We start from the raw sequence: 14,052 nt of genomic DNA, 5'->3' as shown, positions 1-14,052 counted from the left end.
AACTCCTGGCGTACCTGCCGTCTTGCCTCCAGATTGTCTTGCCGTGGTCTGCGCCACCGCTTCCCGTCCCGTCCGTTCCGCGTTCCCGCTTCCCTTCCGCTTCGGTGAGGCGGTATTTAGGCTTGGCTCCTCCGACCCGCAAGCAGAAAATGACGGAATGATGACGATTTTTTCGGAACCGTCGTCTTTCGCTGTAAAATCAGGCACTTGGCTTCGGCGTTACCCCGCCTGCCGGAGCAATCCGCCGGGATCGTGGGTCACGGTACCGCCCGCGATCGTCAGGGCGATTCCCGTGCGGCCCAGTTCCCTGTCCGGAATCGCCTCGATATCCCCGTCGATCAGCACCAGATCGGCTGCAAGGCCCGGTGTCAGTCGCCCGGTCAGCCCTTCCCAGTGGGCCGCCCAGGCTCCGCCGGCCGTATAGGCCCGCAAAGTCGCCATAAGCCCGACGCGTTCATCCCCTGCCCCATCATAGGGCACCCGGGTCAGCGCCGACTGGATGCCGCGCATCACGCTGACATCCGTCACCGGCCAGTCCGAGGCGAAGGCCAGGTGCGCGCCGTGGTCGGCAAGCGTCCTGGTCAGGTAAGCATCCTTCCAGCGGTGCTTGTGAAACACATGCGCCATCGTCGACATCGGAAAATCCATCGCCCCCGGCGGATGCGGCGGTTGCACGGATGCCGTGATCCCCAGCGCCCCAAGCCGTGGCACATCCGCCCGGTCGATCAGCTCGATATGCTCGATCCGGTGGCGCAGGTCGGGGCGACCCGCCGCCTCGTAGCCGTCGATGGTCTGCCGCACTGCCCCGTCGCCGATGGCATGCACGGCGATCTGCAGGTCCCGGCGCGATATCTCCTGGCAGATCGCCTTGAACCGCTCCGGCTCGAACAGGGGCGCGCCGGTCTCGGTCGTGCCGGGATAGGGGTGCAGCATATAGGCGGTGCGGCTGTCGACGACGCCGTCCATGAACATCTTCACGAAACCGCTTGTGACCCAGTCGCCCCGGAACTCCGCAGCCATCGCGGACGCCCGGTCCAATTCGGACAGCTCCATATGCGGCTTCATATGGAAGGGCACCTTGACCCGGGCGGTCAGGCGACCTTCGGCTTCCATCTCTTTAAGGAGGACACAGGTGTAGCGGTTGCCATCCATGTTCACCATGCTGGTGATCCCGTGCATCGCGCAGTGCTGAAGACCCGCGGCGATCTTCTCCTTGTCCTTTGCGCGTTGCGCGGCGTCCGGCCAGGGGTCCGGCTCGCCCCCCGTGGCGATGCCCAGTTGCAGATGCAGGTCGCCGGTCAGTGCCAGCACCGGACTGAACGCCTCAAACTCCAGAAGCTCTCCACTCGCTGTCCCGTCGGCGCCCACGACCACAGTATGTCCAGCGGGCATCTCCGCCCCCTGCAGCAGGCCCGCCGCCTGCAAGGCCGCGGTATTGGCCCAGACGGTGTGATGGTCCGGCGCCATCATCGCGAAGGGGCGATCGGCGATCACCCGGTCAAGGTCATGCCGCGTCACCGGATGGTCCAGAATCTCGTATGCGGCCCCCTGCGCCATCAGCAGGGGCAGTCCAGGGTTCTTCGCGGCATAGGCCCGAAAGAGGCGCGCCAACTCGTCGAACCCCGACACGCCGCCAAGCTGCAACTGCGACAGCTCGTTGCCGCCCAGCACCAGGTGGAGGTGACTTTCGACAAATCCGGGCAGCAGCGTCCGCCCCCCCGCATCGACCACGCGCACGCCCGGACCCGCCAAGGCCTCCACTTCGGCCCGACTTCCCACCGCCAGGATACGCCCGCCGCCAAAGGCCACCGCCTCGGCCCGAGGGCGCGGCTCGTCCATCGTCAGGACCTTTGCATTGGTGATGATCATCTCAGGCTGCATTGCCGCCCCTTTCTGCTTTGTCCAAATATCCCGCGGCCAGTGGTGCGCCATTGGTTCGAGAACCACTGGCGACGGGGCTGGCCTCCGCGTCCCGCCCTCAGTCCCGCGCGGCCTGCCCCGAAATCATCTCGGCCATCACGCACAGCATCTCGAACATCAGGCTGATCCCCAACCAGGCCGTGCCGCCCGACTGATCGAACGGAGGCGAGACCTCGACCAGGTCCGCCCCCACCACATCCAGACCGCGCAAGCCCCGCGCCACCTGCAGGGCCTGCCACGAGGTCGGCCCCCCGACCTCCGGCGTTCCTGTCCCCGGCGCAAAGGTCGGGTCCACAAAGTCGATGTCATAGGTTACGTAAGTAGGCCCCTGCCCCACGATCTCCCGCGCTTCGGCCATGACATCCTCGGCCCCGCGCGCGTGGAACTCGGCGATGGGGATGATCCGGATACCGTTGGCTTCGGCAAAGTCCCAGTCCTCCCGGCCATAAGCCGTGCCCCGGATGCCGATCAGGCAATAGCGCTTGGGGTCGATGAGCCCCTCCTCCACCGCCCGCCGGAACGGCGTTCCGTGATTGTACCGCGAGGTCCCGAAATAGATGTCGTTCAGGTCGGTATGGCTGTCGAACTGGATCATTCCCACCGGTCGCGCCTTCGCCACCGCCCGCAGGATGGGAAGCGAGCACAGATGGTCCCCGCCCCCCGTCAGCGGCCTGATCCCCGCCGCCACCACACGCGAATAGAACGCCTCCATCCGCGCCATCGAATCCATCAGGTCGGCCGGATTCGGCGCCACGTCCCCAAGGTCGGCACACCGCGCCAGCTCGAACGGAGCCACCCAGGTCGCCCCGTTCATCGCCCGGATCATCGTCGAGAGGTCCCGCAACTGGCGCGGCCCGTGGCGCGGACCCGGCCGGTTCGTCGTCCCCCCGTCCCAGGGCGCGCCGATCAAGCCGATCTGCACCTCCGGAAACCGCGGATGGTCGAACGGTACATGCGGCAGCCGCATGAAGGTCGGCACCCCGGCAAAGCGCGGCAGGTCGAACCCCGACACCGGCTGAAAGAACGCATCCTGCATGGAAAGACCCCCTGATTCCCGGCCCGATCTGACCATCCCGCCCCCACCTTGTCAGCCCCGCTTGCGACATCGACCACGGGGAAAGCCGCCTTCCGCGCACGCCGCCCCTTGACCGGACAACCGCGATCCTTCCTTATCTAGCCAACCCCTGCCCAAGGCCCTTCGTCCAAGGCCGCTCGCCCAAGGATCACGCGATGTTCTCCAAGACCTCCGAACCGACCTCAGCCCCGTCCGTGCCCCGCCCCTCTGCGCCCGGCACCAACTCGGCCCGCTCGGTCCTCGGCGCGGATCTCCGGATCACCGGCGAAGTGTCCTCCGCCGGCTCGGTGGAGGTCCTGGGCGAAATCGACGGCAACATCACTGCCAACGGCCTGATCATCGGGAACGAGGGAAAGGTGAAGGGCACGGTCACCGCCCATACCGTCGAAGTGAAAGGCAAGCTGGACGGCAAGGTATCCTGCGAAAGCTTCACCCTGCGCGCCTCGTCCGACGTCCGTGCCGATGTCACGACCACTTCGCTGATCATCGAAAGCGGCGCCGGGATCGAGGGGCGGTTCCTCAAGCCGAAAGCCTAGCCGACCGGCGGGATCGAATAGGTCAGGCTCGCCCGGGCGACCGGCTCGGCCGATCCCTCGCTGAAGATCAGCACATCCCCGACGGCATGGCTTCGTCCCAGCTTCAAAAGCCGCGCCTCGCCCAGAAGATCGCGTCCTGCCACAGGCTTGCGCATGAAGTCGATGGCAGAGCTGGTCGTCACCGCCAAGGCCACCGGCCCGATCCGCGCCAGCACCGCCAGATACATCGCCACATCGGCCAGGGCAAAGATCTTCGGCCCGCTGACCGTGCCACCCGGCCGAAGATGCCTCTCTTCCACTTTCAACCGCAGCGTAAGCCCGTCCACCTTGACCCGCTCCACCGCGAAGTCCCCGGCCACCTGGCCGAACTCGCGGTACAGAAACTCGGTCAGCCCTGCCGCGTCCAGTGCAAGCTGCATTCTCTTTCCCTCATCCCGACCGACCCGTAGACTGGCGTGAAGTCCCGCCAAGATGCAATGCCCGGAGATATCCAATGACCGACCCCCTGATCCACCGCCACGACCAGGACGGTATCGCCACCCTCACCCTGGCCCAGCCGCAGACCCTGAACGCCCTGTCGACCCAGATGCTCATGGCGCTGGACGAGGCGCTGGCCAGCCTTGCGCAGGATGAAAGCGTCCGCGTGGTCATCCTGGGCGCCGAGGGCAAGGCGTTCTCCGCCGGCCATGACCTGAAAGAGATGCAAGGCTACCGCGTCGATGCTGACGACGGCCGCTCCGCTTTCCAGACCCTTTTCAACCGCTGCTCCCGGGTGATGCAGCACGTCGCCGCCCTGCCCCAGCCGGTGATCGCACAGGTGCAGGGCGTCGCCACCGCCGCGGGTTGCCAGCTTGCCTGTTCCTGCGACCTGATCGTCGCCTCTGAAACCGCCCGCTTCGGCGTGAACGGCATCAACCTCGGCCTCTTCTGTTCCACCCCCGCAGTGGCCCTCACCCGGCGACTGGCCCCCGGTGCTGCGTTCGAACTGCTGACGACCGGGGATTTCCTCTCTGCTACCCGCGCCCATGCGCTTGGCGTGGTGAACCGCCTTGCCGCCCCGGACCAGCTTGAGGCCGAGACGCTGGCCCTTGCCCGCCAGATCGCCGCCAAGGACCCCGCCGCGATTCGGCTGGGCAAACGGGCGTTCCAGGCGCAACTTGGCCTGCCGGTTGACCAGGCCTATGCGGTTGCCGGCGCCATCATGGTCGAGAACGTCCTGTTGCCGGACACCAACGCAGGCATCCAGGCCTTTGTCGACCGACGCCCAAAGTCCTGACCCGGCCTATCGGTCCGTCCGGTTCCGTCGCAGCAGCAGAAGCGCCATCAAGGCCAGCCCGGTCACCGCCAACGCCAGGCAGACCGCGTAGACCAGTTCCGGCCCGCCCCAGGCCAGCAGCGCCGCCCCCACCGAGGGCGCTGCCGCCGAAGCCAGGATCGGCGCCACCGCCGCCGCACCCGAGATCGCACCAAATCCCTCACGGCCCAGGATCTCGGCGATCAGCACTGGCCGCAGGATCGAGGTCAATCCGATCCCCGCGCCTTGCGCCAGCGCAAAGGCAAAGATCAGCCAGGGCGCCAGACCGGCCAGCCACAGCAGCACCCCCGCGAGGACCGCCCCGCCCAGCGAGGCCATCGTCGCCTGTGTCGTCGTCACCCGCGCGCCTGCCGCCAGCAGGACCAGCCGCCCGGCGACCTGCGCCGGACCGATGCAGGCTGCCGCCAGTGCCGCAAGCCCCGGCGCCGCACCGCGGTCCGCGAACAGGATCAGCGCATAGGTGATCAGGATGCCGTGGTTCAGATAAACCGCAAGAAAGCCCAGGGAGATGATCCAGAAGGCTGGCTTCTTCAACGCCACCTGCAGCATGCCCGGCGGGCTTGGGGGGATGGCCTGGCCTGCCCGCTCGCGCTGGCGCAACTGGCGCACCGCGACAGCGTTCAGCGGTGCTGCGAGCAGCACAAGTCCCGCAAAGACCACCAGCGCGCCCTGCCCGCCCAGCACCTGCCCCAGCCAGTGACCCAGCGGAAAGGCCAGCGTCCCGGCAAAACCCGCGACCAGCGTCACCCGGGTGATCGCAGCCCGCGCGCCGTCCCCCAGACGCCGGGTCAGAAAGGCAAAACAGGTCTCGTAAAGGCTCCCCGCCTGCGCCACGCCGATCAGCGCCCAAAGCGCCAGCCAGCCGGTCAGGCTTCCGACCAGCCCCAAGCCCGCAACGCCAAGCGCGCACAGCACCGGCAGCCAGATGAGCATTTCGCCGCCAAGGCCCCGGTCCACCAGTCGGCCGGTAAAGGGCGTCAGCCCCGCCATGATCAGGAAGGCCAGCGTCGGCCCCAGCGCAAGCTCACCCTTGGTCCAGCCCGTCGCGGCCTCAAGGTCCGGCAGCAGCGCGGGAAAGGAATAGTAGCAGCCCGCGTAGATCAGCGTCTGGCCCAAGGCCAGCAGCCAGACCGCCATTCCGCCCCCGTCTGCCGCCCGCGTGTCCGTCACGATGCTTCCGCCTTTGGCCCTGCCCGCCCTGACTGCTACAGCCCGACGGCGCCCGCAAGCCCTGCACGACCTTGCCCGGGGGCGGGACCGCCGCTAAGCCTGCCAGCATGGGCCTCAGCCACCTTGACGGTTTGTTCTACCGCATCGTGCCCGCCGCGCGGGCCGATCAGGCGCTGGCCCCCGCCGTCAGTCCCGAGGGCCGCTTTCACCATTCCGGCCAGCCCACGCTTTACGTCTCGCCCCGCCCCGACTGGGCCGAACATGCGATCGCGACCTACGTCCGCGACACCGACCCGCCCCGCGTAATCTGCGAACTGCGCCTGACCACCAAGGTCCTCGACCTGCGCGACCCCGCCCAGTGCACGGCCGCGCAGATCGACCCCGCCCTCGCCGCCATCCCCTGGCTGCCCCAGCGCGCCGAGGGCCTGCCGGCCTCCAGCTGGACCGTCTCCGACCGCGCCCGCGCCTTCGGGGCGGACGGGATGATCTACACCGCCCGGTCCGAACCGTCGCGCTGGCACCTGGTCCTCTTCCGCTGGCCGGAGGCAAGCCTCACTGGCCGGCTCCTGGCCTACCCGCAGTAACCTCCTCGTGCGCCTTCGGCTTCTCGTCGGTACGACTCAAGCGAGGAGCGACGAAGTCGACGACGAGCGCCCCGAAGCGCCGAAATCCAGACCTTAAGAAACTCCTACCGCCCACGGCCAACCCCTTGAAACCAAAGGCTCACAGAACCTGCCCACGCGTGGGCACCCCGGCCCTCAGACCCCGTAGATCGCCCCGAACTTAGCCTCCAGATAGTCGAGCAGAGGCCCCTCCGACGGCTCGAACCCGCAGGCCCGCCGCACGACATCCCGGGGCTCATACAGCCCCCCATGCCGCTGCAGCCGCTCCCGCAGCCACCCCGTCGCCGCCGACACGTCGCCCCGCTCCATCTGGCCGTCCAGCCCCGGCAGGTCAGCCCGCAAGGCCTTCACCAGACACCCCGCATAGACGTTCCCAAGGGTGTAGGTCGGGAAGTAGCCGAAGAGTCCGCAGGACCAGTGCACGTCCTGTAGCATCCCGTTCGACGGCCGGTCCACCGCTACCCCGAAGTCCGCCCGGAACCGCTCATTCCAGGCCGCCTCCAGATCCTCGACCTGCAGGTCGCCCTTGATCAAGGCCCGCTCCAGATCGAACCGCATCATCACATGCAGGTTGTAGTGCACCTCGTCGGCTTCCGTCCGGATATACCCCGGATGCACCCGGTTCACCGCCTTGTAGAACCCGTCCGAATCCGCGATGCCAAAATCCCCGAAGACCTCCGTCATCCGGTGGAACAGCCAACCGGTAAAGGCCCGGCTTCGCCCCAGCTGGTTCTCATAAGACCGGCTCTGGCTTTCATGCACCCCCATCGAGACGCCCTGCCCGATCGAGGTCAGCGCGTAGGCCGGATCGATCCCCTGCTCATAGGCTGCATGGCCGACCTCGTGGATCGTCGAGTACAGGCAGTTGAAGGGGTCCGTCTCCGAAACCCGCGTGGTGATCCGCACGTCATGCCCGCTGCCGGAGCTGAACGGATGCACCGCAAGATCCACCCGCCCCCGCGACCAGTCATACCCGAACGCCGTCGCCAGCTCCCGGCTCAGCGCCATCTGATCCTCGGTGCCGAAGGTCCCGACAATCCCTTTCGGAGCCGCAGCCCCAAGCACCTTGCCCCGCAAGGCCACCAACCGCGGCCGCATCGCATCGAACATCGCCGCAATTGCCGCCCCGGTCATCCCCGGCTCGTAATCGTCGACCAAGGCGTCGTAGGGATCGCCCCCTGCCGCCAAGGCCGCGCCCTCGGCCCGCTTCAGATCCACCACGCGGCGGAGCGTCGGCAGGAAGCCCGCCACGTCCTCGCGCGCCCGGCACTCGGCCCAGACGCCCTGAGCCAGCGACATCGTCGTCGCGATCTCCTCCGCAAGCTTGGCCGGAACCTTCATCGTCCGCGCATAGGACCTCCGGATCTGCCGCAGCTGCGCCTCGCCCACCGCATCCGGCGCCACCGCCTCTGCCAACCAATCGGCCAGCCGAGCATCCGTCCGCCGTGCATGCAGCACGCCCTCCAGCGCGCCGATCTCCTCGGACCGTTGCCCGGCGCTGCCTTCCGGCATCATCGTCTCCTGGTCCCACCCCAGGCGGCCCGCGACCTGGGCCAGGGCCTCGGTCTGGCGCTGGAACGCCATCAGATCGTCAAACGCGCTCATGCCGTGCCTTCCCGGATCGACCCCGCCACGGGGTATTGCGACAGATGTCGTGCCTGCAGGATCAGCACCCACAGGATCACCGCCCCGATCTGGTGGGTGATCGCCACATTGACATGCGCCACGGTCAGGACCGTCGCGATCCCCAGGACCATCTGCAATACCATCATCGCCATCATCTGATGGAATGCCATCTGCGTGGCCTGGTAGCTGGACTTGCGGCCCCGCAGCCACACCACCACGCCGAACGCGAAGAGAAGATACCCTGACATCCGGTGGATGAACTGCACGAGGCCCGGGTTCTCGAAGAACGCGTGCCAGATCGGCAGCGTGCCTCCCTGCCCGTCCGGCACATAGAACGCATCCGCAGGGAAGAACTGACCGTTCATCAAGGGCCACGTCGGGAAAGCACGTCCGGCGTCAATCCCCGCAACCAGCGCCCCGAGCAGGATCTGCAGGAAGGCGAAATGCATCAGGCCGGTGGAAAGCCCGAACAGCTTCGCCTCGCGGCCCCGCCGCGCGGTCATCAGTTCGGCCTCGGTTCGGCCCAGCAGGAAGACGTACCAGGCCAGGAAGCCCAGGATCACGAAGGCAAGTCCCAGATGCGTCGCCAGCCGGTACGAGGCCACGTCCAGCCGCTCTCCCGACAGGCCCGAGGACACCATCCACCAGCCGATCGCCCCCTGCGCGCCGCCCAATGCGCCGAGTAGCAGAAGCCGTCCGGTCCAGCCCGGCGGGATCTGCCGCGCCACGGCAAAGCCTGCAAAGCCGACGAACCAGACCAGCCCGATCACGCGCCCAAGCTGGCGATGACCCCATTCCCACCAGTAGATGACCTTGAAGTCCTCAAGGCTCATCCCCTTGTTTTGCAACTGGTATTCCGGGATGGCCTGGTACTTCTGGAACTCAGAAGCCCAGGTCGCATCATCCATCGGCGGCAGGGCTCCGGTAACCGGCCGCCACTCGGTGATCGACAGGCCGCTGTCGGTCAACCGCGTCAGGCCGCCCACGGCGATCATCGTGGCCACCAGCAGGAACAGCGCCACAAGCCAAAGCCGGATGCCGCGCCGCGCGCCCTTTGGCCGGGCGTCAATGCCCCCGCCCGCCGGAGCCGGCTCCGTAACAGACTTGACCCCAACTTCTACGAAAATGCTGCGCTTCGTGGCCATCGGATACCCTTTCGTCAGGGCCCGGACACTAGGCCTGCCCTCCTTCGCCTTCAAGGGGCCTGCGGCAATGCGGCGAGACCGCTTCTCGATGACTTCGTCACTCGTCGTCGAGACCCAGGTCCCGCAACGAGGCGACAAAGTCGAACGAGGAGCCTCCGCCACGCCCGCCGCTTGAGCATCCGGTCCGCTTCCTGTATCCCCGCGTTTTGATCCCTGCCCGAAAGCCCGAGCCATGAAGTTCCTCGACCTCGCACGCGTCTATATCCGCTCTGGCGGCGGCGGGGCCGGCTGCGTGTCGTTCCGGCGCGAGAAGTTCGTCGAATTCGGCGGTCCCGATGGCGGCGACGGCGGCCATGGCGGCTCGGTCTGGGCCGAGGCGGTCGAAGGGCTGAACACCCTGATCGACTACCGCTACCAGCAGCATTTCTTTGCCAAGTCCGGCCAGCCCGGCATGGGAAGCCAGAAAACCGGCAAGACCGGCGACGACATCACGTTGAAGGTTCCACTGGGCACCGAGATCCTGGACGAGGACGAGGAAACCGTGCTGGCCGACCTGACCCGCGTCGGGCAGCGCGTCCTGCTGGCCCAGGGCGGCAACGGCGGCTGGGGCAACCTGCGCTTCAAGTCCTCGACCAACCGCGCGCCCGCCCGTGCGAACCCGGGCCAGGAAGGCATCGAACGCACGATCTGGCTGCGCCTGAAGCTGATCGCCGACGCAGGGCTGGTCGGCCTGCCGAACGCCGGGAAATCTACCTTCCTTGCCGCCGTGTCGAACGCCCGGCCAAAGATCGCCGATTACCCCTTCACCACGCTGGTCCCGAACCTGGGCGTCGTCGGCATCGACCAGCACGAATTCGTCATGGCCGACATCCCCGGTCTGATCGAGGGCGCATCGGAAGGCCGTGGCCTTGGCACCCAGTTCCTGGCCCACGTCGAACGCTGCAAGGTCCTGTTGCACCTCGTCGACGGCACCTCCTCGACGATCACGGCCGACTACCGCACCATCGTGACCGAGCTTGAGGCCTATTCCGACCTTCTTGGCGACAAGTCGCGGATCGTGGCCTTGAACAAGACTGACGCGATGGATGCCAAGCAGATCAGCGACCGGCGCCGCGCGCTTGAAAAGGCGTCCGGAGGCCCGGTCCATGTCATCTCTGGCGTCTCAGGCAAGGGCCTGCCCGAGGTGCTGCGCGCGATTTACGCCACCATCACCGCCCAGGCACCGGTCAAGGAGACAGGCCCGTGGCAGCCCTGACCGCCAGTCTTGCGGCCCCGGACATTCGGCACGCCAAACGGCTGGTGGTGAAGATCGGCTCGGCGCTTCTTGTCGACCGGAAGACCGGGTTGAAACACGACTGGCTGTCCGCCCTGGCGCTGGATGTGGTCGAAGCAAAGGCGCGCGGCACTGATGTCGTCCTTGTCTCCTCCGGCTCAATTGCCTTGGGTCGCAAGGTCCTGAACCTGGGCACCGGGGTCCTGACGCTGGAGCAATCCCAGGCCGCAGCCGCTGTCGGCCAGATCCGCCTCGCCCGCGCCTATGAAGAGGTTCTCGCCCCCCACGGCATCACCACCGCGCAGGTGCTGGTCACGCTGGAGGATACCGAAGACCGCCGCCGCTACCTGAACTCCCGCGCCACGATGGAAACCCTGCTGGGTCTGGGCGTGGTTCCGATCGTGAACGAGAACGACACGGTCGCGACCGACGAGATCCGCTTTGGCGACAACGACCGCCTGGCCGCCCAGATCGCCGTCACGGTGGGCGCGGACCAGTTGATCCTGCTGTCGGATGTCGACGGCTTCTACACGGCGAACCCCAAGGAAGACCCCGGCGCCACCCGCTTTGACGTGGTCGAGCAGATCACCCCCGAGATTGAGGCGATGGCGGGGGATCCGATCTCGGGCATGTCGAAGGGCGGGATGAAGACCAAGCTTCTTGCCGCGAAGACCGCCGTTGCGGGCGGCTGCGCGATGGCGATCATGGAAGGCTCCACCCTGCGCCCGCTGAAAGCGCTGGCGGAAGGCGCGACCCGCACCTGGTTCGTCTCGGCCGCCGACCCGCAGGTCGCCCGCAAACGCTGGATCAACGCGATGAAACCACGCGGTGAACTGGTGCTGGACGCAGGCGCCGTGACTGCGCTGAGAGCGGGGAAAAGCCTGCTCCCGGCGGGGGTGACGAAGGTCACGGGCAGCTTCGGGCGCGGCGAGCCGGTGGCGATCCTGAGCCCTGAGGGTGTGGTTCTCGGCAAGGGCCTGGTGCGCTATACGTCCGCCGAGGCCCGCAAGATCGCCGGGCATCGGTCGGGCGAGATCGAGGCGATCCTTGGCTACCAGGGCCGTGCGGCGCTGGTGCATCGGGACGACATGGTGGTCTAGGGGACCCAAATTCCTTAAGTAAGGAATTTGTCAAAAATTCTTACTGAAGAATTTTGGTCCCCGGACGGAAACGGAGCGAGACAATGGACGGCCAGTTCACCGACCTGATGACCGATATCGGAACCAAGGCCCGCGCCGCTGCGGCCGAGCTTGCCTGCGCCTCCTCGGAACGCAAGGCCGCCGCTCTCATCGCCGCCGCCGATGCCGTCTGGCGGCGGCGTCAGGAAATCCTTGACGCAAACGTCCTGGACCTCGATGCCGCCGACCAGCGCGGCATCACCCCTGCCATGCGCGACCGCCTGCGGCTGGACGAGCACCGCCTGCACGGCATCGTCGACGCGCTGCGCATGATCGCCGAGCAGAAGGACCCTGTGGGCCGCGTCCTTGCCGAATGGGACCGCCCCAACGGCCTTCACATCCAGCGCGTTGCGACCCCCCTTGGCGTCGTCGGCGTGATCTACGAATCCCGTCCGAACGTGACCGCCGACGCCGGCGCCCTCTGCCTCAAATCCGGCAACGCCGTCATCCTGCGCGGCGGCTCGGAAAGCTTCGAGACGTCGGAGGCCATTCATTCCTGCATGCTGGACGGCCTCAAATCCGCCAACCTGCCCCTGACCGCGATCCAGTTCATCCCGACCCGCGACCGCGAGATGGTGACGGCGATGCTGCAGGCCACGCAATACATCGACGTCATCGTTCCCCGCGGCGGCAAGGGCCTTGTCGGCCTGGTCCAACGCGAGGCCCGGGTGCCCGTCTTCGCCCACCTGGAAGGCATCTGCCACGTCTACGCCGACCGCGACGCCGACCTGGAGAAGGCCCGCCGCGTCGTTCTGAACGCCAAGACCCGCCGCACCGGCATCTGCGGCTCGGCCGAGTGCCTGCTGATCGACTGGCAGTTCTACACCAAGCACGGTGCCGTGCTGATCGAGGATCTGCTGAACGCGGGCGTCGAGGTTCGCACCGAGGGTGAACTCCTGAAAGTTCCCGGCACGGTCAAGGCGCAACCCGAGGATTTCGGACGCGAATTCCTGGACATGATCATCGCCGCCAAGCTGGTGGACGGGGTGGACGAAGCCATCGCCCACATCCGCAAATACGGCAGCCAGCATACCGAAGCGATCCTGACCGATAACGACGCCACCGCGCAGCGCTTCTTCGACCGGCTGGACAGCGCGATCCTGATGCGCAACGCCTCCACCCAGTTCGCCGACGGTGGCGAGTTCGGAATGGGCGCCGAAATCGGCATCGCCACCGGCAAGATGCACGCGCGGGGTCCCGTCGGGGCGGAACAGCTCTGCAGTTTCAAGTATCTCGTGACGGGTGATGGGACGATCCGGACATAAGCCCGCCCAAGGTTCAGTCCAGCGTCAGCGCGGCTTTCGCAGCACGTAGCGAACCAACGCCCCTCCGCCAATCGGCGACGTCCCGCTGAACAGTCGGCGGCGCAACCAGCCTCAGAACGTCAGCCGGATCGTCGTTTCGCCGATGTTGGTGATCAGCCGACGGCCCTGCCGGGCCAGCTCATCCGGAACCAGCGCGAAATGCACCTGCGCAGCGCCGATTTCTGCCGGCGCCCGCGGTTCCGTCAGAACCTCCCACAAAGCGGGGTCCACCTTCAGCCGCGGCGCCTCGGCCAAGACCTGCCAGCCGCTGTCGCCACGCATCACGCTGACCTTGCCGCCATAGGCAAGCGCGCTTTCCAGGCACTGCAGCAGCAGGAACACCAGCCGCACTTCGCGTCGCGACAGGTCGGTCGGACTTGTCCAGGCATAGCCGACCCTCCCCCCGCGCGACAGGTCGCCCAGGATCGAGACCACCTCGGACCGCGCCATCCGTTGGTCGCTGGACGCCTGGCCAAAGCAGATGCGGAAGAAGCGGATGCGGGCATTGGCATTCGCCACGCTCTCCGAAATCAGCGCCATCTCGGGCCGGCTACCGCCGGACTCCATCGCAAGAAGCTCCACCCCGTTGCCTATCGCCCCGATCGGGCTGATAAGGTCGTGACAGATACGCGAGGCTATCAGGGCTGCGAGGTCGGGCTTGTCTTGCATCTTCCTATCGGGGCAAAGGACATGAAATGGCGGCACTTCTAGAGCCGGGCATGCTGGTGCGGCACCCGGAACAACCTGACTGGGGTCTGGGTCAGGTACAGTCGAACATCGACAACAAGGTGACAGTGAACTTTGAACATACCGGTAAAGTCGTGATCGACTGCAAGCGCGTCTTCCTTATGCCGGTGGCAGGAACTGATCACCCATAGTGCGAATCT

The 14,052-nt window shown here is 66.8% G+C and carries 14 protein-coding genes; 7 read left to right on the top strand and 7 right to left on the bottom strand.

Annotated elements, in window-relative coordinates; genetic code table 11:
• Positions 1-219: 219 nt before the first annotated feature.
• A complete protein-coding gene (locus Q0C42_RS08175) occupies positions 220-1,869 on the bottom strand; it encodes an amidohydrolase (protein WP_295074313.1) in 1,650 nt (549 codons plus the stop codon).
• 109 nt (positions 1,870-1,978) lie between these two features.
• A complete protein-coding gene (locus Q0C42_RS08170; protein WP_295074312.1) occupies positions 1,979-2,956 on the bottom strand; it encodes an agmatinase in 978 nt (325 codons plus the stop codon).
• A 194-nt stretch (positions 2,957-3,150) separates the two neighbouring features.
• Here Q0C42_RS08170 and Q0C42_RS08165 point away from each other — a divergent pair, with 194 nt between their 5' ends.
• On the top strand, positions 3,151-3,531 hold the full coding sequence (locus tag Q0C42_RS08165; protein ID WP_295074311.1) for a polymer-forming cytoskeletal protein: 381 nt from the start codon (positions 3,151-3,153) through the stop codon (positions 3,529-3,531).
• Here the strand turns inward: Q0C42_RS08165 and Q0C42_RS08160 are convergent.
• A complete protein-coding gene (locus Q0C42_RS08160) occupies positions 3,528-3,950 on the bottom strand; it encodes a PaaI family thioesterase (RefSeq protein ID WP_295074310.1) in 423 nt (140 codons plus the stop codon). The two genes, Q0C42_RS08165 and Q0C42_RS08160, sit on opposite strands and share 4 nt — an antisense overlap.
• Before the next feature lie 74 nt (positions 3,951-4,024).
• Here Q0C42_RS08160 and Q0C42_RS08155 point away from each other — a divergent pair, with 74 nt between their 5' ends.
• Complete coding sequence (locus Q0C42_RS08155) at positions 4,025-4,807, top strand: enoyl-CoA hydratase (protein ID WP_295074309.1); 783 nt, start codon at positions 4,025-4,027, stop codon at positions 4,805-4,807.
• 6 nt (positions 4,808-4,813) lie between these two features.
• Here Q0C42_RS08155 and Q0C42_RS08150 read toward each other — a convergent pair whose 3' ends face one another.
• The gene (locus Q0C42_RS08150) at positions 4,814-6,016 is read right to left on the bottom strand and encodes an MFS transporter (protein WP_295074308.1); all 1,203 of its coding nucleotides are present in this window, start codon (positions 6,014-6,016) and stop codon (positions 4,814-4,816) included.
• A gap of 107 nt (positions 6,017-6,123) precedes the next feature.
• Here Q0C42_RS08150 and Q0C42_RS08145 point away from each other — a divergent pair, with 107 nt between their 5' ends.
• Complete coding sequence (locus Q0C42_RS08145) at positions 6,124-6,600, top strand: RES family NAD+ phosphorylase (RefSeq protein ID WP_295074307.1); 477 nt, start codon at positions 6,124-6,126, stop codon at positions 6,598-6,600.
• 174 nt (positions 6,601-6,774) lie between these two features.
• On the opposite strand, the gene Q0C42_RS08140 is transcribed toward Q0C42_RS08145, so the two are convergent.
• Together Q0C42_RS08140 and ctaA are read right to left on the bottom strand one after the other, a co-directional pair.
• Positions 6,775-8,244 carry a carboxypeptidase M32 gene (locus Q0C42_RS08140; RefSeq protein ID WP_295074306.1) on the bottom strand — a complete coding sequence of 490 codons (1,470 nt, stop codon included), beginning with the start codon at positions 8,242-8,244 and terminating at the stop codon, positions 6,775-6,777.
• Complete coding sequence (gene ctaA, locus Q0C42_RS08135; RefSeq protein ID WP_295074305.1) at positions 8,241-9,410, bottom strand: heme A synthase; 1,170 nt, start codon at positions 9,408-9,410, stop codon at positions 8,241-8,243. The genes Q0C42_RS08140 and ctaA overlap by 4 nt, the downstream gene beginning before the upstream one ends.
• 232 nt (positions 9,411-9,642) lie before the next feature.
• Here ctaA and obgE point away from each other — a divergent pair, with 232 nt between their 5' ends.
• The 3 genes from obgE (at position 9,643) to Q0C42_RS08120 (ending at position 13,126) form a co-directional block, all read left to right on the top strand.
• A complete protein-coding gene (obgE, locus tag Q0C42_RS08130) occupies positions 9,643-10,665 on the top strand; it encodes a GTPase ObgE (RefSeq protein WP_295074304.1) in 1,023 nt (340 codons plus the stop codon).
• Positions 10,653-11,783, top strand: a complete 1,131-nt coding sequence (proB, locus tag Q0C42_RS08125) for a glutamate 5-kinase (RefSeq protein WP_295074303.1) — start codon at positions 10,653-10,655, stop codon at positions 11,781-11,783. Before obgE ends, proB begins: the two co-directional genes overlap by 13 nt.
• A gap of 83 nt (positions 11,784-11,866) precedes the next feature.
• Positions 11,867-13,126, top strand: a complete 1,260-nt coding sequence (locus tag Q0C42_RS08120) for a glutamate-5-semialdehyde dehydrogenase (RefSeq protein ID WP_295074302.1) — start codon at positions 11,867-11,869, stop codon at positions 13,124-13,126.
• Positions 13,127-13,237: 111 nt separating this feature from the next.
• Here Q0C42_RS08120 and Q0C42_RS08115 read toward each other — a convergent pair whose 3' ends face one another.
• Positions 13,238-13,834: a histidine phosphotransferase family protein gene (locus Q0C42_RS08115; protein ID WP_295074301.1), complete on the bottom strand. Its 597-nt coding sequence runs from the start codon at positions 13,832-13,834 to the stop codon at positions 13,238-13,240.
• 26 nt (positions 13,835-13,860) lie between these two features.
• Between Q0C42_RS08115 and Q0C42_RS08110 the strand changes: the two genes are divergently transcribed.
• On the top strand, positions 13,861-14,043 hold the full coding sequence (locus Q0C42_RS08110) for a DUF3553 domain-containing protein (RefSeq protein ID WP_295074300.1): 183 nt from the start codon (positions 13,861-13,863) through the stop codon (positions 14,041-14,043).
• The last annotated feature ends 9 nt before the right edge of the window (positions 14,044-14,052 follow it).

Origin of the sequence: Tabrizicola sp., from assembly GCF_022842145.1 — a bacterium.
GTDB lineage: Bacteria > Pseudomonadota > Alphaproteobacteria > Rhodobacterales > Rhodobacteraceae > Tabrizicola.
This window is presented reverse-complemented; position numbering and strand designations above follow the sequence as displayed.

Coding starts and splice junctions, on each gene's coding strand:
- Q0C42_RS08120 (WP_295074302.1), top strand. CDS start 11,867: ATGGACGGCCAGTTCACCGACCTGATGACCGATATCGGAACCAAGGCC.
- Q0C42_RS08110 (WP_295074300.1), top strand. CDS start 13,861: ATGGCGGCACTTCTAGAGCCGGGCATGCTGGTGCGGCACCCGGAACAA.
- Q0C42_RS08165 (WP_295074311.1), top strand. CDS start 3,151: ATGTTCTCCAAGACCTCCGAACCGACCTCAGCCCCGTCCGTGCCCCGC.
- Q0C42_RS08145 (WP_295074307.1), top strand. CDS start 6,124: ATGGGCCTCAGCCACCTTGACGGTTTGTTCTACCGCATCGTGCCCGCC.
- Q0C42_RS08155 (WP_295074309.1), top strand. CDS start 4,025: ATGACCGACCCCCTGATCCACCGCCACGACCAGGACGGTATCGCCACC.
- Q0C42_RS08140 (WP_295074306.1), bottom strand. CDS start 8,244: ATGAGCGCGTTTGACGATCTGATGGCGTTCCAGCGCCAGACCGAGGCC.
- Q0C42_RS08170 (WP_295074312.1), bottom strand. CDS start 2,956: ATGCAGGATGCGTTCTTTCAGCCGGTGTCGGGGTTCGACCTGCCGCGC.
- Q0C42_RS08115 (WP_295074301.1), bottom strand. CDS start 13,834: ATGCAAGACAAGCCCGACCTCGCAGCCCTGATAGCCTCGCGTATCTGT.
- ctaA (WP_295074305.1), bottom strand. CDS start 9,410: ATGGCCACGAAGCGCAGCATTTTCGTAGAAGTTGGGGTCAAGTCTGTT.
- obgE (WP_295074304.1), top strand. CDS start 9,643: ATGAAGTTCCTCGACCTCGCACGCGTCTATATCCGCTCTGGCGGCGGC.
- Q0C42_RS08175 (WP_295074313.1), bottom strand. CDS start 1,869: ATGATCATCACCAATGCAAAGGTCCTGACGATGGACGAGCCGCGCCCT.
- Q0C42_RS08160 (WP_295074310.1), bottom strand. CDS start 3,950: ATGCAGCTTGCACTGGACGCGGCAGGGCTGACCGAGTTTCTGTACCGC.